Genomic DNA, 25294 nt, shown 5'->3' on the forward strand with positions numbered 1-25294 from the left:
CAACGGCGCGGGACGCGGTACTGCGTGAACACCCCGACGTCGATATTTCAGCGTCGCAGTGAAATGCGCCCGCTGCGCACCACGATGACCGCGGCACCGACGACGGCCACGGCAAGCCACGCTCCGCCGAACCACCACAGCCAGCCCAGGTCGGAGTTGCTTCCCGGTGTCGCACCCGCAGCAACCACGTTCCTGGGGTCGACGGTCACAGGGTCATGGCCGGGTACGGACACCACCGCGACACCCCTGATACCCGACCAGTGCTTCCTGTCGCTGCCGAGCCACCGGAGGAGTTCGTCGAGCTGCGCGGGCGCGCCGTTGGATGTCGCGACCAGCAACGACCGGCCACGGTCGAAGACCGCTTGCAGGGAGCCGAACTGGATTGTCGGGTCCAGCGAGAGCGTGGTCGGCTTGCCGTCGGTCCCGAAGGCGTTGAGGGTGATCGGCCCGCTGGACCCCGCGGACACCGGTAGCACGACGTCGGGATGCTTCCATCCGTCCGCGGCGATCACCACGGCGGGATCGGAGGATTCGAGCGCCTTTTTCGGTGTCGTCACGACGGTGTCGATCGGGATCGAGCTGATGCGCTGCAGACCCACCATGATGTCGGCGGCACGCGCGGTGTCACTGAAGGCGCGTGGCTCGATGCCCACCTGCACCTTGGGCAAGAGCGCCTGCGGTACAGAACGCAGGCCGTCGGGCACCGGTGGCTTGGCCGGTCTGCTCTGCACGACGGTGTCGCCATCGATGGTCAAGGTGAGGGCCCGGTCTCCGGCGCCGACGATGGAGAAGTCGCCGCAACGTCCTGCGTTGGCAGCAAGATCCAATGTCACGTCAAGGGCGGTCCATCGCTGCAGCAGCCGATCCGGGACATCGATCCAGTTGTCGATAACACCATGACCGTCGGTGGGCCAATGGTCGATGGTCTCCTGTCCGATCGTCACGGCGATCTGGCCGCCCATGTCGGCCGGCGTCGGCGAGTAGGAACCCTGCAGGTGCACCCGGACCCCGTGGATGGACCTGCCAAATCGGGTCTGGTCCAACGGGATCGACACCTGTGGCCGCAGCGCCGTGGACGTGGCGAAGGGCATCCCCAATTCACGCAGCGTGGTGCTGTCGCCGGGCAGCCGGACGCTGGGCTTCAGCGATCGCACAGAAGCCCGCGAAGCAAGGGCGAGTCCGGACAGATCGCTGAACAGCAACGCCGCGTTCGATTCCTCGGTCGGCCCCAGAGTGCCCGAGATCAACAGCCACGGCACACCGGTCGCACCCTGCAGGGAAAGCCCGTTGTCCGGTCCCTCTTTGACGACAATCTGCCGCTCCTGCGGTCGCGGCGGCGTCGGCGGCGCCGCCTGTCCGTCGCCCAGCGAGGCCATGACGATGTCGGGATCCTGCTGGCCGTAGTGCGCGGCCAAGGAGGTGGCGAGTTGAATCGCCGTGTCGGATTCCGCGGGCGAAGGCGACTGTGGCACGAAGATGGTGATTTTGCGCAGCACCGGGGGCAAGAATTGGGCCACGGTGATGGGCGGTTGCTCGACCCCGGTGTAGCTGATCGATGCACGGACAAGACGCAAAGGGCTCCACGGGTAGACGCAAAACCCTTCTTCGGGGACGAGATAGGCGCGCACCGACAACGTCATCCAGTCGTCGACCACTTCTGCCCCGGTCAGCGGTATGACGATCGGCGCCTGATCGGCGGTGGGCAGATTCATCCTCACGATTTCGCGATCGTCCTGGGCGACGGAGATGATTCCCGAGCGAAAATTGACCGGCGGCTCGACGGTCGCATTCAATGCGGCGGGCGTCAATCCGTGCGGGACCGGCACGCTCAACTGCATTACGCCGTCTAATCCGTAGAAGACCATGTCTGAGTCAAACCCCAGATCCTTCAACGACAGAGTCAACCTGGCGGTCGTGTCGGTTTCAGCAGGCTCGGTCGTCGTACCCGGTTCGTCGGGTTCGGCCCACGATGGCGGCGCACTCAGGGCCAGGAATCCGATCACACCGGCCAGTGCAATCGCTCTGCCCAGTGACTTCGGCATCATCACCCGATCAGTATGCATTGCTCATTGCACTTCAACCCAATTCATTGATGATTCCCTCTGCCCCGGGGTGCGAAAGTCGATCCGGCCGGGGTTCCCGCGATCGCGCCTCACCGCCGAAATGCCGACGTGAATTGGGCGAATTCAACGCACGAGGAAGGCGCCAGCCGGGTGAACGCAGATATCCGCCATGACCGTGGATCGGCGATCTTGTCGGCGTGGACCGATCCGGTCGTGGCGACCATGCCGTCGGCCGGATCGGCCCTCGCCCTGCGGGCCTTGAAGGTCCCGGAGGCGGCCGTGGCATGTGTTTGCTAGGGTCGCGACTGACGCCGGCCTCGCGGCCGGGGATTCCCCAGCGGGATGCAGCAGGTCGCCAGGAAGGACGCCGTCGGGTGCGCGAAGCACGGCCGCCGAGAGAGCGTCGTTCGCCGCGTGGGCCGGCTCGCGGGTGAAGGCACCGGCAGCGACACGGCAGCCGATCCGGGTGCTCACGATCGGCAACGCACCGGCCGGGCCCGACAGTCGCGGCGGCATGGCGACCGTGATGCGATTGATCATCGAGGACACCGACCCGCGGTTCCATATCCGCCACGTGACCACCTATGTCGACGCCTCCGCCGCGACGCGGCTGCGGACGGGCATCTCGGGCATGCTGAAGGCATCGGGGCTGCTGTTGTTCGGGTCCGTCGACGTCGTACACGTCCACTACTCGTGGCGCGGCAGCATCGTGCGCAAGTCCGTCCCGTTGTTCGTCGCGCGGCTGCGGGGCGTCCCGTCGATCGTCCACGGCCACACCTCGCATTTCTTCCCGTGGCTCGACGGCCTGCCGCCGCCGCTGCGACGCGCCGTGCGGGCGGCGCTGCGCGCCGACTATTCGGTGGTGCTCGCCAGATCCCACATCGAGAAGTCCTGCACGCGGCTGGGATTCGACGAATCCCACACCAGGCTGCTCTACAACCCGGTGGTCATGCCTGCCGCCACGCCGTCGCCGCGTTCGGGTCAGCCGGTGCGAGTGGTGTCGCTGGGCAGACTGGGCACCAACAAGGGAACCTACGACCTTGTCCGCGCGGTCGGCATGCTGCGCGACGACATCCGGGCCAACGTGCGGATCACGTTGGCCGGCGACGGGGATGTGGACCAGGTGCGCGCATTGGTCGAGGCCAGCGGGCTGGAGGACATTCTCGCCGTCGTCGGCTGGGTCGACTCCGCCGAGCGGGACCGACTGCTGGCCGAGTCGGCGATCTTTGTCCTGCCCAGCTACAGCGAGGGACTGCCGATGGCGGTGCTGGAGGCCATGGCCAACGGGGTGGCGCCGGTGACCACCGCGGTGGGCGCGATACCCGAGGTGGTCACCGACGGGGTGAACGGCGTGCTGGTCAGTCCCGGCGATCCCGTCCAACTCGCGGCCGCGCTGCAGTCGCTCGTCGCCGATGCCGAACTGCGCAACCGCCTGGCCGCCGCCGCGCACGCGCGCGCCGGCGAGTTCGACGTCGCCCACTGGCGGGCGGCGCTGCACGACCTGTGGCTCACCGCCGCACGCCAGGGGGCCGGGGGGCCCGGCGCGCGGCGGTGATCCCGCGGCCGCCGCCGTAGCGGCGCGGCAGCCCCCCGGAGACCATGAGCCGGAAGTAGGCGAACGACGAATCGCTGCCCACTGCCAACCGCGGCAGCGCCAGCGGGTCACAGTGCGCATCGGCGAATCCGGGGGCGGTCGACAACGCCCAACGCACGCCGCGGCCACGCAGGACATCCTTGGCGCGCTCGTCGAAATCATGCGGGCGGCCGTTGGGATACGCGAAAATCGTGGGCTTCGACCCGGTCTCATGTTCGAGCACCGAGCATGAATCGATGATCTCGCGCTGGACGTCTTCGTCGCTGCAGCGCGCCAGAATCGGATGGGTCACGGTATGGGGATGCAGTGTCACCAGGCCGTCGTTGATGATCTCGTGCGCTTCGTCCCAGGAGAGCATCTCGAACGGGCCCGGGTCACCGTCGCGGTAGCCCAGCACCGCGAGAATCTGCTGCAGCACCGCGATACGTCGCGCGTCGGCCAGGTCTTTGAGACGATCAACCGCGGCCGCGTAGACCCCGCCGCGGGCAGCGGTACCGCCGAGGGAACGTGTGCCCAGCCCCAGCGCGCTCAGGTCGACCTCGGTTGCGGTGGTGCGGGCGATGGCCAGCCAGAGCCGGTCGGCCCACAGGGTCTGGTCGCTGCCCATCGGACCCGTCGCCAGAAACACCGCCGCGGGAAGCGCCAAATCCCGTAACACCGGAACCGCGTTTCTCGCCAGATTGCGGGTGCCGTCGTCGAACGTGATGGCCAGGGCGCGCGGCGGCAACGTCCCCGCCGCTAGCCGATCCAGGGCCTCGGCGAGCTGCAGGACGGTGAAATGCGCGCGGAGATAATGCAGTTGACGGCGAAAAAGCGCCGAGCCGAGCACATGCCAGCAGGGCGGCGACAGTGGTTCTTGTTCGACACCGTGGAACATCACGATCAGGAGCCGGTCGCGGTGGCGCCGCCGCGCGAATGCCGGAACCCCGAGGGCACACAGCAGTCCGGCCGCGACGTTTTTCGTCCACGTGCGGATCGCGGCCGGCGCAAACTCCCTGAGCCCTGCCATCATCTGTGAGACCCTAACGCGACGCCGAGCCTGACTTGAAGACCGATGCCCGTACCGCCGGCGGCCCGGCGCGATGATGCAGGCCGACAACAGATCCCGGCTGCAGGGACGCCGGTCCGATCCGGCCGATGCGTCCCAGGCCGCGACGTGCCGCGGCGGGCCGCGAACCGGTGCAGCCATCATCACCACATGCGCGACAAACCGTGGATACGGTCTAAGGTGGCGACGTGGCCAGCCCGAGCGCTGAACGGCTCCCCGAAACCCGTCGATCGTTCGACGGGACCGCGACGCGTGGCCGCCACTGCTACCACGGATTTCAGGCCGAGGTTGCGGCCGGCCGGTGCGAGCACCTGACGGTGATCGGGTGAGCGGGCCACTGCGGGACATCCTGTGCCCGGCGCGTCTGACACACATCGTGGATGTCGGGGCGAGCCGGAGCTGCGGCGACTGGCCCTACACGCCGATGCTCGAAGCGGGTTTGTGTCATGTGACAGGCTTCGAGCCGGCGCGCGAGGCGTTGCTCGCCCTGCAAAAAGCGTGTGGGCCCAACGAGTCCTACCTTCCTTACGCTCTGGGTGACGGCACCACGCAGACCCTGAAGGTTTGTCCGGCTCCGGGCGGGATGACCAGCTTGCTCGAACCCGATCTGACAGCGCAAGGACTTTTCACCCTCTTCGATCCGTTCGGCGTGGTGGTCGATCGCGTCCCGGTCGACACGCACCGGCTTGACGACATCGATGAAATCGAGCATCTCGATCTGCTGAAGATCGACATCCAGGGAAGCGAGCTTTCCGTCTTCGAAAACGGCCGGAACAAGCTGGCCGGGGCGGTGGCAATTCAGACCGAGGTGTCGTTCATCACGTTGTATCAAAACCAGCCCTCATTCGGCGAGGTCGATGTGGAGTTGCGGCGTCAGGGGTTCCTACCGCACTGCATTGCCGGGGACGTGAAGAAATGGATGATCGGCGACTTCGCTGTCGGCGGAAATCCCGAGCGGGCGCTGAATCAGATCCTGGAAGCCGATATCGTCTATGTGCGCGATTTCTTCCGTCCAGACGGGATCTCCGACGAGCAATTGAAGCATTTGGCGCTGATAGGGCACCACTGCTACGGGTCCTACGACTTGGCATTTCGCTGTCTGCAATTGCTGGAGGAACGAAACGCGGTGCCGGCACGCGGCGCGCAACGTTATCTGAAAAGCTGCAAGAGTTCCTTACGGGGCAAAAGAGCGCGCTGGTGGGCGGAGTACAACGTGGCACGCCTGAAACAGCGCGGACAAAAATGGGTGAGGTCGGCGGCGCCGAGTTAGCAAACCGGCGGGAGTGGCGCCCCGGCAGTTGATGCCGCGCAGCTGTCTACGGTCGCCACGATCGGGCCGCCGGGTGCACCGGGAACGCTACAGTGACCTGGTGCTCAGCCTCGAGACGATGGTCGCCGAGGGCCTCTTCATCTGCCCACGCTGCGCCGGCCCGGTGCGCCCCGCCGATGGATCATGGCGTTGCTCGAACGCGTCCTGCCGATACGCCGAGGAGCCCTTTCCCGTGGTTTCGGGCGTACCGGCACTAGTCGACTTCGACCGCAGCGTGCTCGACGTCGACAAGTTGCGGGCTTCGGGGGGCGCATCGCCGATCCGCCGGACCGGGTTCCACCGCGTGCTGAATCGACTGCTCCATCCGGCCAACACCACCGCGTCCGCCAGCGTCGCCCGCATGCTGCGCCTGCTCGGGGCCGATGATGACGCGGCGCGGCGAAGACCCCGAATTCTCGTGATCGGGGGCGGTACCCGGGGCGACGGCCTGGCGGCACTGTATGCCGAGCCGGCGGTCGATCTCATCGCCTTCGACATCTACTTCAGCCCCGCGGTGCAATTCGTCGGAGACGGTCACGCGATCCCGCTGACCGACGGCTCCGTCGATGGCGTGGTCATCCAGGCCGTGCTTCAGCACATGCTGGAGCCCACGGTTGTGGTGAACGAGATCCACCGCGTTCTGCGCAGTGGCGGAATCGTCTACGCCGACTCGCCTTTTCTCCAGCAGGTGTGCGAAGGGCCGTACGACTTCACCCGTTTCACCGATAGCGGCCACCGGTACTTGTTCCGCAGCTTCGAGTGCGTCGACTCCGGCTGTGTGGCCGGAGCCGGCACGGCGTTGCGGTGGTCGCTCGACTATTTCGTGCGGGCGCTGACCCGATCGGTCCGGCTCGGCAGAGTCACGTCGCTGTGCTTTTTCTGGCTCAGCTTCGTCGACCGAATGCTCGACCCGGGACATTCCCTGGACGCGGCCAGCAGTGTTTTCTTCCTCGGCCGCAAGAGCGCCGCCCCGATCACGCCGACCCAGATCATCGGCTACTACCAGGGCCGAACGTGAGGGCCTTCGGGGCCGCACCGGCGCCGACGTCGCACACCGCCGAAGTCAGACGCGCGCAGCCGCATACGCCGGCGCCGGGTTGACACCGATCCGGGCCCCGTCCCGGCCCGTGCTTGCCATGCCGGCGAACGCCGTCGTCGCACCGAGAGCAAGGCCCAGCGCCAAGGCGTCGATCGGCATCTCCGGCAGCGGCCACACGGCCGATATCGCCAGGAGTGCGGCGCTGACCGCGGCGCTGATCTTCGCCGGCGCGGACGCACGACGCAGCGCACGGATCAGCGGAGTGAGGGCGAACAGAGCGAACACCACCATGCCCACCGCCCCGGCTTTGACCCACCACCACAGGTAGAAATTGTGCGAGTAGGTGGGTTGGTACTTCGTGCTGAACTCGTCGTCTCCCGACGGCAGCTGATAAACGTAGCCCAAGCCGTGGCCGAACACGGGTGCCCGCGCGATCGCGCGGTTGAGGTTCCTGATTTCCTGCAGCCGGTCCAGAGTCGACGTGTCGACGGCGAGCGCGCCCGTCGAAACCCCGCCGAGCACCCGATGGTTGAACGCGGCGAACTGCTTTGCCAGCCATACTCCGCTCGACGAATCGCGCAGGACGAACAGTGTTGCTGCGACCGTCACCACTGCCACCAACGCGGTGATCACCGCAAGGGCGACCACCCGGCTCAGGCTCGACCATCTGAAGCTGGCGAGCAAGGCCACGATGGTGGCCACCGCCAAGGCGATCAACGTGTTTCGGCTGACCGACAGCAGCGTGATGATCAGCGCCGGAGGACCCAGTGCGAGAAACACCGCGGGCCTGATCTGCCCGACGACCGCGGCGGCGGCCAAACCGGCCAATACGGCGACGGCCGGAGATTGGGTGGCGACGATGATGCGGAGGGCATCGCCGGCGTCGGTCCCCGTCAGGTTTTCCGCCCGGCCGGCCAGTCGGACGGCATGCAACGAACTCACGACTGCCATGCCCGCGGAGAACCACAGGATCAAGACCATCGTGCGCACCACCCCCTTGACGTACCCGCCGTACACGACCAGCAACGCCAAGATGTACCCGCCGACCATTTCGAGCAGGGTCGTCGATTCGAGCATGACGATGTCGGCGGCATGTCCGGTGACCACACCGACGACGGTGAAGAACAGCACCGTCAACGTGAGCAGTCCGGGCAACAGGTAGTCGGCGAACCGCAGTTTCACCACCGGAAGCAGGTAGCAGATCGCCAGCAGCAGCGCCACCTGGTAGGCGTTGATCACGCCCGGGCCGACGACTTTGCCGACGTGTAAGCCCGCCGGCAGCGCCGCGAAAGCCCAGAACAATGCCACCCCCACCATCGCCTCCCGTTTAGCCCAGTAGACGACCAGACTGAACATCGCTGCGATCAGCAGCGCTCCGTGGACGCTGTCGCGCACCGAGAACACCCCGACCAGGAAGCAGCCGAACAGGAAAAGCCCTAGCGCCAATCCAGCCACCGCGAGGCGGTAGCGACCCCCCATGTAGAGGATCACGCCGGTCTCCTGGCCTTCCCCCGATAGGTCTGGGCCGCGGCCCTGGTATGTGCGGGCATGCGGGTGTTGGTCAGCACGACCCCGACGACCTTCGCGCCGGCCAAACGCAGAGCGCTCAACGCCTCGGTGAGTTCGTCGATCGTGGTCCGCCCCGCCCGCACGACCAACACCGTGGCCTGCGTGGCTCCGGCCAAAAGTCCGGTATCGGCCGTCGCCAGCACCGCTGGGCCGTCGACCACCGTCCGGTCAAAGTGTGACGACAGCTCTGCCAGTACCGTGTCGATGACTTCCGGGAGGTAGGCGCTGCAGGGCAAAGCGTCGCGGCGGATGGATCGCGACGCGAGGATGAACAGCTTCGAAATCGCCGTCGGCTTGGTGGCTTCCGCGGCGATGTCGGGGTTGGCCAGCGCGCTCGCCAACCCTTCCCCCGATGCGACCTTCAGCAGACTGGCGATCACGGGTCGACGAATATCGCCCTCGACCAGCAATACATCTTCGCCGAGTTCGGCGAAGGCCATCGACAGATTCAACGCCGTCGTCGTGGTTCCTTCACCGCCGAACGGCGCCGCTATCAGCACCCGACGAACGTCGGGCCCCATTGCCCGGAGCAATCTGGTGCGCAAGCCGCGGACAGCGTCGTCGAAGGTGACGTCGGTGCCGAACCGCGGCGCGGTGCCGCGCTTTCCGGGCAGCTCCGCCAAAGTCGGCAGGCCCGTGACTTGTTCCACCTTCGCCCGGTCACGCACGCTGCGATCGCTGGCGTCGCGGGTCAGCGCCACCGCGATACCCAAAAGCACTCCGGCGACAAGCCCGATCGCCATGTTGCGCATCGGCACCGGCCTGCTCGGCCGATCGGGTATCTCGGCCTGTTTGACTACCGTCGCCCTGGCGACCGGTCCGGATTCATTCGCCCGCCGCTCACCCGCGTTCATCGGGACAAGATTCGAATCGAGCGTCGCGACCATCCCGGCAAAAGAATCGGCCATCGCCGCCGCGAACAATGCGGCGCGCTTGGGACCGGTGTCGGTGACGGTGATGGTGAACAGCATCGATTTCGCCGCGTACTTCACCTCGGTTTCGCTCGCCAGGGTGTCGGGGCTGATCTGGAGCTGGAATTGGTTGACCGCGCGTTCTGCCACGGCTCGGCCACCGGCGATCTCGGCATACGACGACAATCGGTCCAGGGCGGCCTGCCCGCCGTAGTAAACGTCAGTGAGGTCGGTCGCCCCGGAAAAGGAGACGAGAATTGTTGCCGAGGACGGTATGCCTTGTTCTGAAAGACCGTGACGACCGCCGCACCGACCAGACACGCCAGCAACGCGCTGACGACGAGTTTCCAGCGCACGAGGAGGGTCCGGACAAAGGTGCGGAAATCCATCCATTAGCCTTCCTCGATACGGGTCACGCGAATGGCGTCGGTCCTCTGCACTGAATACCGCGGCGCAAATTCCAGTGGCATTATGCCGCATCGCCGACGGGTGGCATCCCAATCTAGTCCCGCCGCCTGAGCGGGCAACGCATTGTGCAATGCATTGCGCCGCCTTGTGCCCGCCGGCCGATCATCCTTGCGGAAGGGGCGTTCCGGCGCTCCCCACGTCCAGCGTCGCAATCGGATACGACCCGGAGTCATCCCGCCCGTCGCACGCCAACTGCATGGGCGGATAGTTCACCACGTGTGAGGCGCCGGGTACGTGCTGTTGCCAGTCGACCGATGCCCGCAGCGTGTAGCGTCCCGGCGACAAGCCCGACACGTCGATGCGCACCGCCTCGGTGCTGGAAGCCGGGACCACCGCCCCGCGCGACGAGCCGGGTTCGTCGCGAACGAGTTTGTCGAGCTGGACCTTAGCCGGCAAGGCCCACACCCGTTTCCCGGAGGAATCCACCAGCCTGTAGACCGGTGCCCACCGCTCGAAGGCGGCCGCGGCACCGTAGTTGGTCCACACCACCGGCACGGTCACCACCTTGCCCGACACCGGGTACGGCTTCGAGACACGTATCGCCTGCGATCCGGGCCGGGCCTCGACCGCATACCGATAGCCGGAAGAAGCGTTGGCCTGCGCCCAGAGCGCATACAACGCCGGGTCCATCGTCGATGCCGAATCCCGGTCCGGGAAATTGAAGCTCGACATCATGCCCACGTGATAGCGGACCACGTCGTCGAGGCCTCTCCGGTAGTACGCGTGGGGGTCGGATCCGTGGGGCAGCTGGCACCACTCGGTCATCACCAGCGCCGAAGCCAGCCGCTGTTGGATCTCAGCGACGACCGGATCGTGGGTCTGCACGTAGTGAGATTGGGCGGACTCAGCCCATTCCGGCAGCACCGGGTAGACACCGAGGCAGTCCGAGCGAATCCCGACCGGCGCGGACAGTTTCCTGGTCACCTCGCCGGAGAGCATTTGGCGCACGATCTCCGGATTCGGCGGGTTGACCACCAACTGTTTGTGCGGGAAGGCGCTCACATTGGCGGCCACCAGTTGCCGAATGGCGCCGACGGTGATGCTCTGATCGCGGAATTGGCTGTAATACCCCAGCTCAGCGATGCTGCGGTTGGGGGCCGGACCCGGCGCACCCAGCGCACTGCGCAGATAGGCGACGTGGTTCTCGCTGAAGTCCCCGTAACCGGAGAACTCGAACACACTGAGCCGCTCGTCCCGGTCATAGCGGCGCCCGAGCGCGGCGAGCAGATGCGAAAAGGCATTCAGGTAATCGGGGTTGTTCCAGTTGGGCACCACCTGCGTCACCCAGGCCTCGGGACTGTTCTGCGGTCCCGGATAACTGGTGGTGGCACCCGGAATGGCGGCGACCCAATCGGGAACGGCGATATTCGTATGGTTCGGATAGAACTCGTCGCAACAGGAGTTGTACGCGAACACGCGAAGGGTCAGCCTCATGTTGCGTTTTTCCAGCTTCGTCAACGCGTCGTCGATCATCCTGAAGTCGAACAGACGGTCGTCGGGAGAATCGGCCGGTAATGTTCGCGGGTCGACGGGTTGCAGCTGACGCCATGAGACGCGCAGGCTGGCGTCGTAGGAGCCGGGCCATGCCGGATACTGCTCGTCGGCCGGATTGCTCTGCGGGAAAAGCGGCTCCAAGAGATCCTCGTATTGGCCACGCAACGGATTGGGCATCTCGCGCACGGTAACCGGTAATTGGTGGCTCACCAGCGCGGACGACCTCAACCGGGCGCCGAGCGCCCCGGACAACGGTCCGTAGTTGATGTGCGCGGCACATCCGCTCAACAACGCACATCCGCACAACAACAACGTCGAGCATGCGGCCACTACCGGCGCGATCTTCTGCAAGGGACGGGATGACCTCGCGGTGGCCGCACAGCTCGGTTGGCCCGCGCGGCGAATCACGAGGCCACTCCTCGGGCGACCGGCCGCGCTCATTGCCCACCTCGTTACCCGTCATGAGCCGCGCAGCGGGACGCGGCGTCGGACTTCTTATTTAACTCCCGCGGCGCGGCTTGTAAACCCGTTCGAGAGGTATTTTCAGTAGCCTTCAGAAAATTGTTGGATGGGCCAACAGCAAAGGGATTCCGGCTTGATGCCCCGAGCGCGGCGACGGCTCCCGCGCCGGACCACGTGGGCTTACCCCCGCCCGGATGGTGGTCGGGCTCCGCTCATCGCCGGGTGAAGTGCGACGCATCGCTCGGGATATCCAGCGTCGCAAGGGGATAGCTGCCGGAGCCGTCGCGTCCGTCGCGCGCCAATTGCATCGGCGGGTAGTTCACCACCCGAGAAGCGTCGGGTTTGTGCTGCTGCCAGTCCACCACCGCGCGCAGCGTGTAGTGCCCCGGTGACAAACCCTCCAGGGCTACAGTCACGGATTCGGTGAACGACGCCGGCGCCGGTTGCGCACCGGAATCTTTACCCCCGGAAGCGAGCAGATTACGAAGGACAACGGTTGCCGGAATCGTACGGACCACCGCTCCCGAGAAATCCACCAGCCGGTAACCGGGTACCCATTTCTCGGTAGCCGCGGCGGCGCCGTCGTTGGTCCAGGTGACGTCGATTCGCGCATTCCCGTCACGCAGCGACTGCGAACCCGGCCGGGCTTCCACCGAGTACCTGTAGCCGGCGAACACGTTGGCTCGCGCCCACAACACATACAAATCGGGGGCCATCGGTGCGTCCGAATCCCGGTCCGGAAAGTTGTAACTCGCCGTCATCGACACGTGGTAGCGCACCACGTCGCGCAACGCCTTGTCGTAGTAGGACCGCGGGTCGGTTCCATCGGGTAACTGGCACCACTCGTGACCACGGGCGCCGTGGCAAGCCGGTTTTTCAACTCGTCGACGAGCGGGTCTTTCGACTGGACGTAGTACGACCCCTCTGCGTCTGCCCACACGGGCAATGGCGCGTACACGCCGAGGCAATCCGAGCGGATCCCCACCGGCGCGGACAGTTTCTTGGTGACATCCTCGGCGAGCAGTTGGCGCACGATTTCCGGGTTCGGCGTGTTGACCAACAATTGAGTGTGAGGGAAGGCGCTCACGTTGGCCGCGACCAGCCGGCGAATGGAGTCGATGGTGATGCTTTGATCGCGAAACTGGCTGTAATAGCCTAGCTTGGCGACGCTGTCTTCGGGCGACGGGCCGGGGGCGCCCAGCACGTCTCGCAAGTAAGCGATGTGGTCTTCGCTGAAGTCCCCATAGCCGGAGAACTCGAAAACGCTCAGCCGCTCGTCTCCGTCGTAGCGCCGTCCGAGCGCGGCGAGCAGCCCGCTGAACGCGTTCAGGTACTCGGGGGCGTTCCAGTTCGGGACCACATTTGCCACCCCGGGTGTCCACCACACTCGTTCCGGCCCGGGGTAAACGGTCGCGGCAGGGCGCATCCAGTCCGGAATCGCAATGTTGGTGTTGTCCGGATAGGACGCGTCGCAACAGGAGTTGTAGGAATACACCCGAAGCATCAGCCGCATGTTGCGGTCGCCCAGACCGGCCAGCGCATCGTCGATCACGCTGAAATCGAACTTGCGATCGTCGGGAGCGTCGGCGGGCAGGGTGCGTGGATCGGTGGGCTGCAACTGCCGCCACGAGACACGGATGCCCGCGTCATAGGACGCGGGCCACGCCGGATACTGCTTGTCGGCCGGATTTCCCTGCGGGAAGAGCGGTTCCAACAGGTCCTCGTACTGACCGCGCAGCGGACCGGGAACATCTTGAACGATAGCCGGGATCGCCGGACTGACTATCGCGGACAGTGGCCCGGGGTTGACATGCCCGCCACCACATCCGGCCAGCACCAGCGCCATGCACATCGCCGGCCGCCATTGCCTCGACAAACGCAACATCGCCGATAAGTATGCAGGTCGCACGCCGACGGTCACGATCCGTGGTCGGTCAAGATCCGGGGCCAGAGCAAGTTTTCGCTGCAGCCGCGCCAGCGGGGCACACCTGTCGACTATTCTGACGCTCAGGACACCGCCGCCGGAAAGACGACAGATGCCCGTCGCACACTCAGCCAAACACTGGCTCGCCCCCGCGGCACGATCTGTCGTGCCGCGCCTGTTCTGGCGACGCAAGTACCACATTCTCCGCCGTCTCGGAGAATCCCGCCCGGACGTCCAGTTGGCGGCCTCCCTGTGCGACCCGGACCGGGTTTCGCTCGACATCGGCGCCGACGTCGGCGAGTTCACCATCGCAATGTCCGCGTCATCGCGATCGGTCATTGCGTTCGAGCCCAGACCAGCCCAGGCCCGCGACCTGGCATCGATGTTCCACGCGGTCGGAGCGGCGGTGCGGGTGGAAGCGGTGGCGTTGTCGGACACATCCGGTGTGGCCACCATGCGGTTGGTCGAGTCCGAACCGGGCCGAAGCACCATCGACACCGACAACGTCCTGGGCAACGTGAACGGCAGCCGGGTCACCCACCTCGACGTGCCGGTCACGCGCCTCGACGATCTGCGCCTGGATGATATCGGCCTGATGAAGATCGACGTGGAGGGCCACGAATTCGCCGTGTTACGGGGGGCCGCGGACACCCTCACCCGTAACCGGCCGGCTGTTCTCGTGGAAGCCGAGGAACGCCATCACCCCAACGCCCTGGCCGAGATCACCGAGTTCTTGGCCGGACTCGGTTACGCGGGCCACTTCCAGATCGGCGAGGAACGGCTCCCGGTCGAGGAGTTCGACGCAGCCGAATATCAGAATCCGGCGAACATCGGCGGCTCGCAGGACGGGTGGTCGGCGCATGGCGTCTACGTCAACAACTTCGTCTTCGTGCCCGACGAAATGCGAGACCGGCACCCGGCTACGTGGTGACCCCAGCGCCTCCAGGCCAAGGCGGGGTCGGCATCTGACGCCGAACCGACTTCCCCGGCGTGTGCCGTGCTCGTCGGCGCAAGGCTCGTGCTCGTCGCACCGGTGCGGCCGAACGCGAGGGCCTCCCATGTCGCCGGGAGCTGGCGCTAGCATGGCGTACCGACCTTTGCGGCCTCACTACCGACGCGGGAGACACGTCGTGAACAACTGCCGGCGGGGAGCACGGGGTGCTCAGCGGTGGCTCGCCAAGGATGGCGCGAAAGAGCTGGCCCGCGCCCTGGTGTGGCGCACCGACAAGACCGTCACACCCGACCTCCGTCGACGATTCGTCGCCCTCGGGCCGGCCGAACTGGACAGGTTCCGCAGTCACCTTCGGGAGAACTGGTCGACAAAGGATTATTGGAATTCAGACATCGGTCGCGAGCAGCTCGAAGCCCACACCGTCGGGCGCCTGACCTATGACCGACACGAATACGTCCCGTGGCTCAACTCGTTGCATCGCCTCGATGGGGCAAGGGTTTTCGAGATCGGCTGTGGAACCGGCTCGTCACTCTGCGCCTTGGCCGAGCAGGGCAGCGACGTCGTCGCCATCGACGTCGCACCGGAGTCGGTGGCGGTGGCCGAGGCGAGATTGCGGTTACTCCGGCTCGGGGCGCAGTCACTTCATGCGATGAACGCCACCGAGATGGACTCCCACTTCGATCACCAAAGCTTCGACTTCGTGATCTTTTTCGCTTCGCTTGAGCACATGACACTCGAAGAGCGTCTGCGTAGTTTGCGGGCAGCGTGGAAGCTCCTGGCAGATAACGGCATTCTTTGTATCGTCGAAGCACCGAACCGCCTCTGGCTTTTCGACGACCACACCGCGGACATGCCGTTCTTTCACTGGCTGCCCGACGAGATGGCACTGGAGTATTTCCGGCAGACACCCCGGTACCAGGCGTCACCGTTCGACACGAGTGCGGCGGGCGCCGGGCTCGAACTCACCCGCCGCGGCCGCGGTGTCAGCTTCCACGACATCGAACTGGCACTGGGGCCCATCGGCGACCTGGAATTCCTGGCCGACCGGCACAGTTTCCAGATCGAGCACAACGCACTTCGCCGGCTTCGCTATCGCCTCTCCGACACCCGCCGCTACGCCGGTTTGTTGCGCCGACAGCGCCCCGACCTGCCGATCGGGCTGTTCCTGCCCTACCTCGACGTCGCGATCCGCAAAAGGCCCGCGTAAAGGACTGGGGCCGGACGGTTTTGGACGACTCGGAGGGTCGCTTCCGGCTGGCCGGGTACGAGGTTGTGTGCTTGCGTCTGAGGGCGGGAGGGATTACTCTTTTCCGGGCAGTTGCCTCCCAGAGATGACACGCCCGCGCCGCTCCTCGCTTCTCTCTCGCGGAGCGAGACTTCACAGACCGGGGATGGATGTCAAACTGGTTGCGGGACGCGGTCACGGACGTCAATTCGAGGCGGTCATTGTCGGGGCGCGCCCGCACTCGGCGATGGCGGCATCTTCTCGAGTTCTTCCCGGCTTTCGCGGAGATGCGGGTGCTGGACTTGGGGGGCACACCCGAATCGTGGCGACTCGCGCCGGTGCGGCCCGCGTCTGTCACCACGGTGAACCTACTGGCGCCGGGCTCGGTGACCGAGGGCGTCATCGCGATCCAGGGCGATGCGTGCGACCCGCCGAGGGCGGTTGCCCGCGACCGCTTCGACCTCGTGTATTCCAATTCTGTGCTCGAACATGTCGGCGGGCACACTCAGCGCCGACGCTTCGCGGACAACGTCCACGCCCTGGCCGACCGCCATTGGGTGCAGACGCCATACCGGTATTTTCCGATCGAACCGCACTGGCTCTTTCCGGGCATGCAGTGGCTGCCCTACGAAGCGCGCGTGCAGGTGTCGATCCGCTGGAACCGTGGTCACGTTCGGACCTACACCCGTGAGGACGCGCAGGAGCAGGTCGATGAGATCGACTTGATCGGAATTTCGCAGATGCGCCGCTACTTTCCCACCTCGGTCATCTGGTACGAACGATTTGCTGGATTGATCAAGTCCTTGGTTGCGGTCCAGACCTGACGGCCGACCCCGGGGCGACACCACATAGCGCCACCGCCGTTCAGATCAGAAATGCAGCGCGCTGAAACGCCAGTCCAGCACCGGCCGGTCGGGCTCGCCCTCGGTGTCGCCGGCCGCGTAGACGAGTGAGCGAAGCCCGAGGACGCCCCCGTCGCCGGCGGGCTCGGCGGATTCGACCTGCAGCTCGCTGTAGAGGGTGTCGCCCTCGTACACCGGCCCGGTGTGGTCGCAGGACTGCCAGCCCAGCACCGTCGCCAGGTTGGGCAGCAACCTGCTCGCCTGCGCGAACGCCAGCCCGATGGTGTGGCCTCCGTAAACGAGCCGGCGTCCGCCGATTCGCGAATCGTGATGGGCGGCCGCGATGTTCAGCGTGAGACGAGCGAGTTCGGGAGCACTGCTGACCACGTCACCGGTGCTGTGCAGCACCGCACCAGCCAGTCCGGCGTCAAAATGCGGGCCGGGCACCATTTTCCGAAAGACATCGCCGTCCCAGTGCACGGTAGGGCCGGATGCCTGCGGCACGTCGGCGCCAATGGCCGACAGGTCGTCGCCGGGCTCCGCCGGGGGTGTCCAGCCGGGGCTCGCCGGCAGCATGGCGCACCGGTAGAAGTCGAGCACCACGCGCTCGGCGTGGTCGATCGTGATCATCCGCAGCGCCGCCATGCCCGTCGGCGCGCGTCCCGGCTTCACCGAGTTGGCGCGCAGCCCAACCACTTCCGTGCGGGTGTAGATGGTGTCGCCGACCACCGGGAAGCGGTGGAACATCAGACCGCGGTAGAACAGGTTGGCCTTGACGCGCTGGGTGGCCACGGTGGACTGCCCGATCGCGACGTCGCAGACCAGCGCCGGGTGTGCCAGCGGGCCGGGCTCGCCGGTCACCGCGGTGCACAGGGCGCCGTCGAGGGACAGCCGCAACCGGTCCCCCACGATCGCCTGGTGCGCGGCCGCCAGGCCGGGCGAGAGCGTCGCGGCGGGCGCCCAGTCGAACACCTGGCCCACCGACAGGTCGTCGAAGTAGGGGCCGCCCTCGCGGGTTCCAACGTAAGTCACAACGCCACATGCTGGCAGCCCGTTCGATCGGGGGCAATATGGCATGCGTGACAGACGAAGAAGACATGCTGGTGGCCACAGTTCGGGCGTTCGTCGACCGCGACGTCAAGCCGACCGTCCGCGAGGTGGAGCACGCCAACACCTACCCCGAGGCGTGGATCGAGCAGATGAAGCGGATCGGCATCTACGGCCTGGCGATCGGCGAGGAGTACGGCGGGTCGCCGGTGTCGACGCCCTGTTACGTGCGGGTCACCCAGGAGCTGGCGCGCGGCTGGATGAGCCTGGCCGGCGCGATGGGCGGCCACACCGTGGTGGCCAAGCTGCTGACGCTGTTCGGCACCGAGGAGCAGAAGCGGACGTACCTGCCGCCGATGGCCACCGGTGAGCTGCGGGCCACCATGGCGCTGACCGAGCCGGACGGTGGTTCGGACCTGCAGAACATGTCGACGACCGCGCTGCCCGACGGCTCCGACGGCCTGCTGATCAACGGGTCCAAGACCTGGATCTCCAACGCGCGCCGCTCCGGGCTGATCGCGCTGCTATGCAAGACCGACCCGTACGCCACGCCGCGGCACACGGGCATCTCGGTGCTGCTCGTCGAGCACGGGCCCGGCCTGACGGTCTCGCGGGACCTGCCGAAGCTGGGCTACAAGGGCGTCGAAGCCTGCGAGCTGTCCTTCGACGGTTACCGCGCTCCGCGCTCGGCCGTCCTGGGCGGCGAGCCGGGCCGGGGTTTCGCGCAGATGATGAAAGGCCTCGAGACGGGCCGGATCCAGGTGGCGGCCCGGGCGCTGGGGGTGGCCACGGCCGCGCTCGAGGACGCGCTGGACTATGCCCGGCAGCGGGAGAGCTTCGGCCGGCCGATCTGGCAGCACCAGTCGATCGGCAACTATCTGGCCGAGATGGCCACCAAGCTGACCGCGGCCCGTCAACTCACCCGCTATGCGGCCGAGCGCTACGACAGCGGCGAGCGCGCCGACATGGAGGCCGGGATGGCCAAGCTGTTCGCGTCCGAGGTGGCGATGGAGATCGCCCTGAACGCCGTGCGCATCCACGGCGGCTACGGCTACTCCACCGAGTACGACGTCGAAAGGTATTTCCGCGACGCGCCGTTGATGATCGTCGGCGAGGGCACCAATGAGATCCAGCGCAACGTGATCGCCACGCAACTGGTGGCCCGCGGCGGCCTCTGACGTCACTGGGTGATCGCGTCCACCAGCCCCCAGGCGAGCGCGGTGTCGGCGCCGATGGTGCGTCCCGACAACACCAGGTACGCGGTGCGCCAACGCCCGATGCGCCGGGTCACGCTGACGGTCCCGCCGGCGCCCGGGATCAGGCCCAGCGCCAGCTCGGGCAGCCCGAACACCGAGTCGGCCTCCGCGGCGACCCACCCGCAGAAGGCCGCCATCTCCAGGCCGCTGCCCAGTACCCGGCCGTGCACCTCGGCGCGGCAGTCCCGGCCCAGCCTGGCGGTGAGCGCGTCGAGCGCCAGGGCGGGGCTGTGGCGGGTGCGGGCCAGGTGTGCGCTCGCCGGGTCGGCGAGCGTGCCGAACTCGGCCAGGTCTCCCCCGCTGCAGAACGACGGCCCGTTGCCGCTCAGCACCACCTCGGTCACCGACGGGTCCAGCCGGGCGACGGCCAGCGCCTCCAGCAGCGCGGCGCGCGCCCCGGTGCAGAACGCGTTGTGCCGGCGCGGGCGGTTGAACCTGATCCGCAGGACGTCGCCGTCGCGGCGCGCCTGCACCGGCTCGGCGCTGCCGGGCACGCGCGCGGGCCCACGCTGCGCGAGCCAGCGCGCGAACTCCGGACCCGCCTGCAGTGTCGAGTAGGCCAGCGACTCGGTCAACACGCCGGCCAGCGCCGGGCCGACGGGGTCGATCGAGCGCAGCACGTCGTCGCAGACGCTGCTGGCGTGCGGCCAGCGCCCGCAGCGCTCGCCGAGCTCGGCCAGGGCGTCGGGCACGGAGTCGACGGTGACGGCCCGCCGGTCCGCGCAACGCTGTTCGGTGAGGGTGAAAGTCGCTCGCTCGAGCCAGAATTCGGATGCACCGGCGACCGGTCCGGCGGCGACCAGCACGCCGGGCGGCTCCCCTGCCGGCAGGAGCTCGTCGGCGTCCGCCGGCTCGGCCAGGTCGACGACGCGCAGCGTCACATCGAGTACTTCTTGACCAGCTCCCCCTTGTAGAGCTTGCCGGTGTCCGTGCGCGGCAGCTGCGCCTCGAACGAGATCGACCGCGGACACTTGTAGTGCGACAGGCGATCCCGCAGCCAATCAAGCAGTTCCGCGGCGAACGCCTCGGTGGCGTCGGCCGGGTCCACCGTCTGCACCACCGCCTTGACGCTCTGGCCCATCTCGTCGTCGGGGATGCCGAACACCGCCGCGTCAAGGACTTTCGGGTGGGTGACCAGAAGGTTCTCGGCCTCCTGCGGGTAGATGTTCACCCCGCCGGAGATGATCATGTGGTGCCGGCGGTCAGTCAGATAGAGGTACCCCTCGTCGTCGACGTAGCCGACGTCGCCGACCGTCACCCATCCGCGGTGGTCGCGTGAGGAGGCGGTCTTCTCCTCGTCGTTGAGGTATTCGAAGTCGTAGCCTCCGGCGAAGTAGATCTCTCCGGCCGCACCCGGTGGCAGCTCATTGCCGGCCTCGTCGAGGATGTGGATCTCACACGACATCGGCTTGCCGACCGAACCCGGGTGGGCCAGCCACTCCTCGGAGCTGATCAGCGTCGACCCGATCGCCTCCGAGGATGCGTAGTACTCGTCGATGATGGGACCCCACCAGTCGATCATCTGCTTCTTGATCTCCACCGGGCACGGGGCCGCCGCGTGCATCACCCGCTGCAGGCTGGACAGGTCGTACGAATTACGCACCGCCTCAGGCAGTTTGAGCATCCTGGTGAACATCGCCGGCACGAACTGACCGTGCGTGACGTGGTAGCGCTGGATCGCCTCGAGGCAGCCCTCCGGGTCGAACTTCTCCATCACCACCGTGGTGATGCCCCCGGCCTGCGCGCTCATCGACCACACCGACGGCGCGGTGTGGTACAGCGGCGCCGGGCTCAGGTAGATCGAGTCCGGGGTCATCCAGAAACTCACCAGCGCCGACATCATGCCGGGCGCGTCGGAGGGCGGGAGATGCGGGAGTTCGCGTTTGATGCCCTTGGGGCGGCCCGTGGTGCCCGAGGAGTACTGCAGCAGGTCGCCCTCGAGTTCGTCGTCGATGGGCGTATCGGGTTGGTCGGAAACGCATTCGGGGTAGCGCTGCCACCCGGGCAGATCGGCATCCTCCTCGCCCGAGGCGATCAGCAGCAGCTCCGGCAGGCCGCCGGGCAGGTGCTCGCCGAGGTTCTCGCAGATCTTGCGCAGCGCCGCCGAGCCGACGATCGCCTTGGCGGCGCTGTTGTCGACGATGTAGGCGGCCTCGGCCGCGGTCAGGTGGGTGTTGATCGGCACGTAGTACAGGCCGCTGCGGCGCGCCGCCCACATCACCGCGTGGATGTGCTCGTTGTTCTCCATCAGGATCGCGACGGCGTCGCCCTCGACCAGGCCGGCCTGGCGGAAGTAGTGCGCCAGCCGGTTGGCCCGCGCCTCGAGCTCATCGAAGGTGACGACCGTGTCCGTCGGGTGGAGGATGACCGCGGGCTTGCCCGCGCCTCCCCGGGCGGAAGTGTGGGGGCGGATCTCCATGCGCAGACTGTATTACCCACCCGCCGACCAGACGTAAAAGCCCCCTTTCTGCACCGGAAAGGTGGGGCTTTTACCTCTGCTGGCGCTAACTTGCTCTGGTGGGCGCCGACGATTGGCCGCTGGTGCGCCGCGAGCCGGAGTTCGCGGCGGTCCGCGCCGCCCTGACAGGGCGGGGCCCCACCGCCGGCGTCGTGGTGGTCGGGCAGGCCGGCGTCGGGAAGACCACCCTGGCCCGCGACGTCGCCGGGTCGCTGCCCAACCGGGTGCGCTGGGTGGCCGCAACGGCGTCGTCGCGCGGCATCCCGCTGGGCTCGTTCACCTACCTCGTCGGGGCGGGGACCACCCGCGACCCGACGGCGTTCCTCGCGGCGGCCCGCGACGCGCTGACCGCCGATCCCGGCACGGTGCTCGGCGTCGACGACGCGCACCTGCTCGACGACCCGTCGGCCACAGGCTAGTGCATCAACTCGCGCTGGAGCGGTCCGTGCCGCTGGTGGCCAACGTCAGGGCCGACGAGCCGGTGCCCGACGCGATCACCTCGCTGTGGAAGGACCGCTATCTGCGGCGCCTGGACCTGCGGCCGTTCGACAAGAAGCAGTCCATCGAGCTGGTCGGGCGGGTGGGCCGTGGAGGCCGGCACACTGCGCCGGGTGCGCGGCATCTGGCAGCTGCGCGGGCGCGCCACGGTGAGCGTCCTCGCCCTTCCTGGGGCGCGGCGACCATGTCGCGGCCCTGGCCGAGCGGGGCCGCCAGATCGAGAACCGGGTCGACGGCGTGTTGCGCCACCTGATGGCCTACGCCGAGACCTGGGCCCTGGTCCTGGCCGGGGAATTCGACGCCGCCGAGGCACCCGCGGGCGACGGCGGCCAGATCTTCTCGACCCACCAGTAGCTGCGCTGGGGGCTGGTCACCATGTCGGCCGGCACGGTCGACCTCGCGCGCGGGAACTTCGCCGCGGCCGCGGCGCGCCTGGAACAGACGGTCGCGGCGCTGACCACCGAATCGGCCGCCTGATGGCGCGTGCCGAGAATGTCTCTGGCTCAGGCTTATTGCGGGCTCGGGCGGGCCGAGGCCGCCGCGCAGGCGGCCGAGATGTTCCGCGCGCACGGCGATCGCCGCCGGGCCACCGAGGCGGCCGCGCACGCCGCGCGCATCGCCCTGGCCTGCGGCGGCATGCACACGCCGGCGCTGACCGCGGCCACCCGGCCGCTGCCGCTCAGCGCCCGGGAACGCGAGATCGCCAACCTGCTGGTCGCGGGGCTGAGCACCCGCGAAATCGCAGAGCGGCTGGTGGTCTCGACGCGAACCGTCGAGGGCCACATCCTGCACGCCTGCACCAAGCTCGGGGCCGCCGACCGCTAAGCCCTGACGGCGTTCGAGATCGCGTACCCGGCTACGGATGTGCGCCCGCGATCCCCGCCATAGCGTGGCAGCACAGCCGCCGCCACGGCGGCCGAACGCCCGAAGAAATCCGGTGCACAACCGCAGTCACGATCGAGGGGACGAGTCGGCGACCGCCGAGGTGATCGATCTGATCGGCCGCAAGCGCGACCGGCTGAGCAAGAAATTCGGCGGCGTGCATCCCGCGCTCAGGAACCCCGAAACACCGCCCACCCCGGCAACGGTGAAGCCGATCGAGAGCCGTCGACGGCGCAGCTCCTGACCGCGAGCGGTTACCCGGCCTCGGCCAGCCGCTGCTTGAGCGCCTCGAACTCGTCCTTGACGCCGGTGGGCAGCTTGTCGCCGATGAACTCGAACCACTCCTTGATCAGCGACAGCTCCTCGCGCCATTCGGCGGGCCGGACGGCCAGCGCCGCCGCCACATCCTCGGCACTGGCGTCGAGGCCGTCCATGTCGATGTCCTCGACCGACGGCACCGTGCCGATCGCGGTGTCCTGGCCACCGGCCGTGTGCTCGATGCGGTCGATGACCCACTTGAGCACCCGGCTGTTCTCCCCGAACCCGGGCCACAGGAACTTGCCGCCCTCGCCGCGGCGGAACCAGTTGACGAAGAACACCTTCGGCAGCTTGGACTCGTCGGAGTTCTTGCCCACGTCGATCCAGTGCTGCATGTAGTCACCGACGTGGTAGCCCATGAACGGCAGCATCGCCATCGGGTCGCGCCGCACGTCGCCCACCTTGCCCTCGGCGGCGGCGGTGCGCTCGGAGCCCATGGTGGCCCCCATGAACACCCCGTGCTGCCAGTCGCGGGCCTGCGTCACCAGCGGGACCGTCGTCTTGCGGCGGGCGCCGAACAGGATCGCGGAGATCGGCACACCCTGCGGGTCGTCCCACTCCGGCGCCAAGATCGGGCACTGCGACATGGGGGTGCAGTAGCGCGAGTTCGGGTGCGCCGCCGTGGTTTCGGTCTCGCGGAAGTACCAGTCGTTGCCCTTCCAGTCGATCAGGTGCTGCGGCTCGCCCTCCAGGTCCTCCCACCACACGTCGCCGTCGTCGTCGAGCGCGACGTTGGTGAACACCGTGTTGCCGGCCGCGATGGTCCGCATGGCGTTGGGGTTGGACTTCCAGTTGGTGCCCGGCGCCACGCCGAAGAACCCGGCCTCGGGGTTGACGGCATAGAGCCGGCCGTCCTTGCCGAACCGCATCCAGGCGATGTCGTCGCCCAGGGTCTCGGCGCGCCAGCCCTCGATGGTGGGCTGCAGCATGGCCAGGTTGGTCTTGCCGCACGCCGACGGGAACGCCGCCGCAATGTAGTAGGCCTTGTTCTCCGGGGAGATCAGCTTGAGGATCAGCATGTGCTCGGCCAGCCAGCCCTCGTCGCGGGCCATGACCGAGGCGATGCGCAGCGCGTAGCATTTCTTGCCCAGCAGCGCGTTACCGCCGTAGCCCGAGCCGTAGCTCCAGATCTCCCGGGTCTCCGGGAAGTGGGTGATGTACTTGGTGTCGTTGCACGGCCAGGGCACGTCCTTCTGGCCCGGTTCCAGCGGCGCGCCGACGGAGTGCAGCGCCTTGACGAAGAATCCGTCGTCGCCGATCTTCTCCAGCGCGGCCTTGCCCATGCGGGTCATCACCTTCATGGAGACAACGACGTATTCGGAGTCGGTGATCTCCACGCCCAGCTTGGGGTCCTCGGCGCCCAGCGGGCCCATGCAGAACGGCACCACCCACATGGTGCGGCCGCGCATGCAGCCGCGGTACAAGTCGGTCAGGGTCGACCGCATCTCGGCGGGGTCTTTCCAGTTGTTGGTCGGCCCCGCGTCCTCCTCGCGCTCCGAGCAGATGAAGGTCCGGGACTCCACCCGCGCCACGTCGGAGGGATCCGACTGCGCCACGAACGAATTGGGGAAGTTCTTCGGGTTCACCCGCCTGAACGTGCCCGCCGCCACCAACTGCTCGCACAGGCGCTGCCACTCCTCGTCGGAACCGTCGGCGAACGCCACCCGGTCGGGCTGCGTGAGCTCGGCGACCTCCTGGACCCATGACAGCAGACCCTGGTGCTTCGTCGGCGCGTTATCCAGACCGGGAATGGTCGCTGAGGTCATCGAACTCTCCTGGATTCTCCTGCGTGCTTACGGGCGTCTGTACTTATAGCCACGCCCACACAACGATTGACATGGTGGCGTTAACTACAGGTTATCGTGAGCAACTTGTCGAGTAGGGCTCGGGCGGGTATAAGCCTGCTCACTACAACGATTCAGAAACCAGGGCCAA

20 protein-coding genes and 2 pseudogenes are annotated in these 25294 nt (G+C 67.2%); 12 read left to right on the top strand and 10 right to left on the bottom strand.

Annotation, left to right across the window (positions count from 1 at the left end):
* Positions 1 to 47 precede the first annotated feature (47 nt).
* On the bottom strand, positions 48 to 2063 hold the full coding sequence (locus AB8998_RS27660; protein WP_369741093.1) for a hypothetical protein: 2016 nt from the start codon (positions 2061 to 2063) through the stop codon (positions 48 to 50).
* Positions 2064 to 2493: 430 nt separating this feature from the next.
* On the opposite strand from AB8998_RS27660, the gene AB8998_RS27665 reads away from it, so the two are divergent.
* On the top strand, positions 2494 to 3618 hold the full coding sequence (locus AB8998_RS27665) for a glycosyltransferase family 4 protein (RefSeq protein WP_369741094.1): 1125 nt from the start codon (positions 2494 to 2496) through the stop codon (positions 3616 to 3618).
* Here the strand turns inward: AB8998_RS27665 and AB8998_RS27670 are convergent.
* Positions 3572 to 4669 carry a polysaccharide deacetylase family protein gene (locus tag AB8998_RS27670; protein ID WP_369741095.1) on the bottom strand — a complete coding sequence of 366 codons (1098 nt, stop codon included), beginning with the start codon at positions 4667 to 4669 and terminating at the stop codon, positions 3572 to 3574. The two genes, AB8998_RS27665 and AB8998_RS27670, sit on opposite strands and share 47 nt — an antisense overlap.
* Positions 4670 to 4893: 224 nt before the next feature.
* Here AB8998_RS27670 and AB8998_RS27675 point away from each other — a divergent pair, with 224 nt between their 5' ends.
* From AB8998_RS27675 to AB8998_RS27685, 3 genes are all read left to right on the top strand, one after another.
* Positions 4894 to 5034 carry a hypothetical protein gene (locus AB8998_RS27675; protein WP_369741096.1) on the top strand — a complete coding sequence of 47 codons (141 nt, stop codon included), beginning with the start codon at positions 4894 to 4896 and terminating at the stop codon, positions 5032 to 5034.
* Positions 5031 to 5975, top strand: coding sequence for an FkbM family methyltransferase (locus tag AB8998_RS27680; protein WP_369741097.1), 945 nt, complete (start codon positions 5031 to 5033; stop codon positions 5973 to 5975). Before AB8998_RS27675 ends, AB8998_RS27680 begins: the two co-directional genes overlap by 4 nt.
* Positions 5976 to 6093: 118 nt before the next feature.
* Entirely contained in the window at positions 6094 to 7032 is a 939-nt protein-coding gene (locus AB8998_RS27685) for a class I SAM-dependent methyltransferase (protein ID WP_369741098.1), read from the top strand.
* Between the two features lie 45 nt (positions 7033 to 7077).
* Here AB8998_RS27685 and AB8998_RS27690 read toward each other — a convergent pair whose 3' ends face one another.
* From AB8998_RS27690 to AB8998_RS27705, 4 genes and pseudogenes are all read right to left on the bottom strand, one after another.
* Complete coding sequence (locus AB8998_RS27690) at positions 7078 to 8544, bottom strand: O-antigen ligase family protein (protein WP_369741099.1); 1467 nt, start codon at positions 8542 to 8544, stop codon at positions 7078 to 7080.
* Positions 8541 to 9922 (bottom strand): annotated as a pseudogene (locus AB8998_RS27695) (tyrosine-protein kinase domain-containing protein). The gene AB8998_RS27690 and the pseudogene AB8998_RS27695 overlap by 4 nt, the downstream one beginning before the upstream one ends.
* 181 nt (positions 9923 to 10103) lie before the next feature.
* Positions 10104 to 11936, bottom strand: a complete 1833-nt coding sequence (locus AB8998_RS27700) for a hypothetical protein (RefSeq protein WP_369741100.1) — start codon at positions 11934 to 11936, stop codon at positions 10104 to 10106.
* 233 nt (positions 11937 to 12169) lie between these two features.
* Positions 12170 to 13809: pseudogene (locus AB8998_RS27705) on the bottom strand (copper resistance CopC family protein).
* A 184-nt stretch (positions 13810 to 13993) separates the two neighbouring features.
* Here AB8998_RS27705 and AB8998_RS27710 point away from each other — a divergent pair.
* From AB8998_RS27710 to AB8998_RS27720, 3 genes are all read left to right on the top strand, one after another.
* The gene (locus AB8998_RS27710) at positions 13994 to 14812 is read left to right on the top strand and encodes an FkbM family methyltransferase (protein WP_369741101.1); all 819 of its coding nucleotides are present in this window, start codon (positions 13994 to 13996) and stop codon (positions 14810 to 14812) included.
* Between the two features lie 151 nt (positions 14813 to 14963).
* Positions 14964 to 16040 carry a class I SAM-dependent methyltransferase gene (locus AB8998_RS27715; RefSeq protein ID WP_369741102.1) on the top strand — a complete coding sequence of 359 codons (1077 nt, stop codon included), beginning with the start codon at positions 14964 to 14966 and terminating at the stop codon, positions 16038 to 16040.
* Positions 16041 to 16444: 404 nt separating this feature from the next.
* Complete coding sequence (locus AB8998_RS27720; protein WP_369741103.1) at positions 16445 to 16882, top strand: methyltransferase type 11; 438 nt, start codon at positions 16445 to 16447, stop codon at positions 16880 to 16882.
* A 45-nt stretch (positions 16883 to 16927) separates the two neighbouring features.
* Here the strand turns inward: AB8998_RS27720 and AB8998_RS27725 are convergent, their stop codons facing one another.
* Positions 16928 to 17932, bottom strand: coding sequence for a MaoC family dehydratase (locus AB8998_RS27725; protein WP_369741104.1), 1005 nt, complete (start codon positions 17930 to 17932; stop codon positions 16928 to 16930).
* A 38-nt stretch (positions 17933 to 17970) separates the two neighbouring features.
* Here AB8998_RS27725 and AB8998_RS27730 point away from each other — a divergent pair, with 38 nt between their 5' ends.
* Positions 17971 to 19125, top strand: a complete 1155-nt coding sequence (locus AB8998_RS27730) for an acyl-CoA dehydrogenase family protein (protein WP_369741105.1) — start codon at positions 17971 to 17973, stop codon at positions 19123 to 19125.
* A 2-nt stretch (positions 19126 to 19127) separates the two neighbouring features.
* Here the strand turns inward: AB8998_RS27730 and AB8998_RS27735 are convergent, their stop codons facing one another.
* Positions 19128 to 20078: an enoyl-CoA hydratase/isomerase family protein gene (locus AB8998_RS27735; protein WP_369741800.1), complete on the bottom strand. Its 951-nt coding sequence runs from the start codon at positions 20076 to 20078 to the stop codon at positions 19128 to 19130.
* Positions 20079 to 20080: 2 nt separating this feature from the next.
* Positions 20081 to 21622 carry a fatty-acid--CoA ligase FadD4 gene (fadD4, locus tag AB8998_RS27740; RefSeq protein ID WP_369741106.1) on the bottom strand — a complete coding sequence of 514 codons (1542 nt, stop codon included), beginning with the start codon at positions 21620 to 21622 and terminating at the stop codon, positions 20081 to 20083.
* Between the two features lie 98 nt (positions 21623 to 21720).
* Here fadD4 and AB8998_RS27745 point away from each other — a divergent pair, with 98 nt between their 5' ends.
* The 4 genes from AB8998_RS27745 to AB8998_RS27760 all read left to right on the top strand — a co-directional run bounded on the left by AB8998_RS27745 (position 21721) and on the right by AB8998_RS27760 (position 23285).
* Positions 21721 to 22080, top strand: coding sequence for an AAA family ATPase (locus AB8998_RS27745; protein WP_369741107.1), 360 nt, complete (start codon positions 21721 to 21723; stop codon positions 22078 to 22080).
* A gap of 26 nt (positions 22081 to 22106) precedes the next feature.
* Positions 22107 to 22412 (top strand): hypothetical protein, encoded by a 306-nt coding sequence (locus AB8998_RS27750; protein ID WP_369741108.1) that lies wholly within the window; start codon positions 22107 to 22109, stop codon positions 22410 to 22412.
* A gap of 239 nt (positions 22413 to 22651) precedes the next feature.
* Positions 22652 to 22984: a helix-turn-helix domain-containing protein gene (locus AB8998_RS27755; RefSeq protein WP_369741109.1), complete on the top strand. Its 333-nt coding sequence runs from the start codon at positions 22652 to 22654 to the stop codon at positions 22982 to 22984.
* A 160-nt stretch (positions 22985 to 23144) separates the two neighbouring features.
* Positions 23145 to 23285, top strand: coding sequence for a hypothetical protein (locus tag AB8998_RS27760; protein WP_369741110.1), 141 nt, complete (start codon positions 23145 to 23147; stop codon positions 23283 to 23285).
* Between the two features lie 10 nt (positions 23286 to 23295).
* On the opposite strand, the gene AB8998_RS27765 is transcribed toward AB8998_RS27760, so the two are convergent.
* Positions 23296 to 25125 (bottom strand): phosphoenolpyruvate carboxykinase (GTP), encoded by a 1830-nt coding sequence (locus AB8998_RS27765; RefSeq protein ID WP_369741111.1) that lies wholly within the window; start codon positions 25123 to 25125, stop codon positions 23296 to 23298.
* Between the last annotated feature and the right edge of the window lie 169 nt (positions 25126 to 25294).

The sequence above is a fragment of the Mycobacterium sp. HUMS_12744610 genome (assembly GCF_041206865.1).
In the GTDB taxonomy this organism is placed as follows: Bacteria; Actinomycetota; Actinomycetes; order Mycobacteriales; family Mycobacteriaceae; genus Mycobacterium; species Mycobacterium servetii.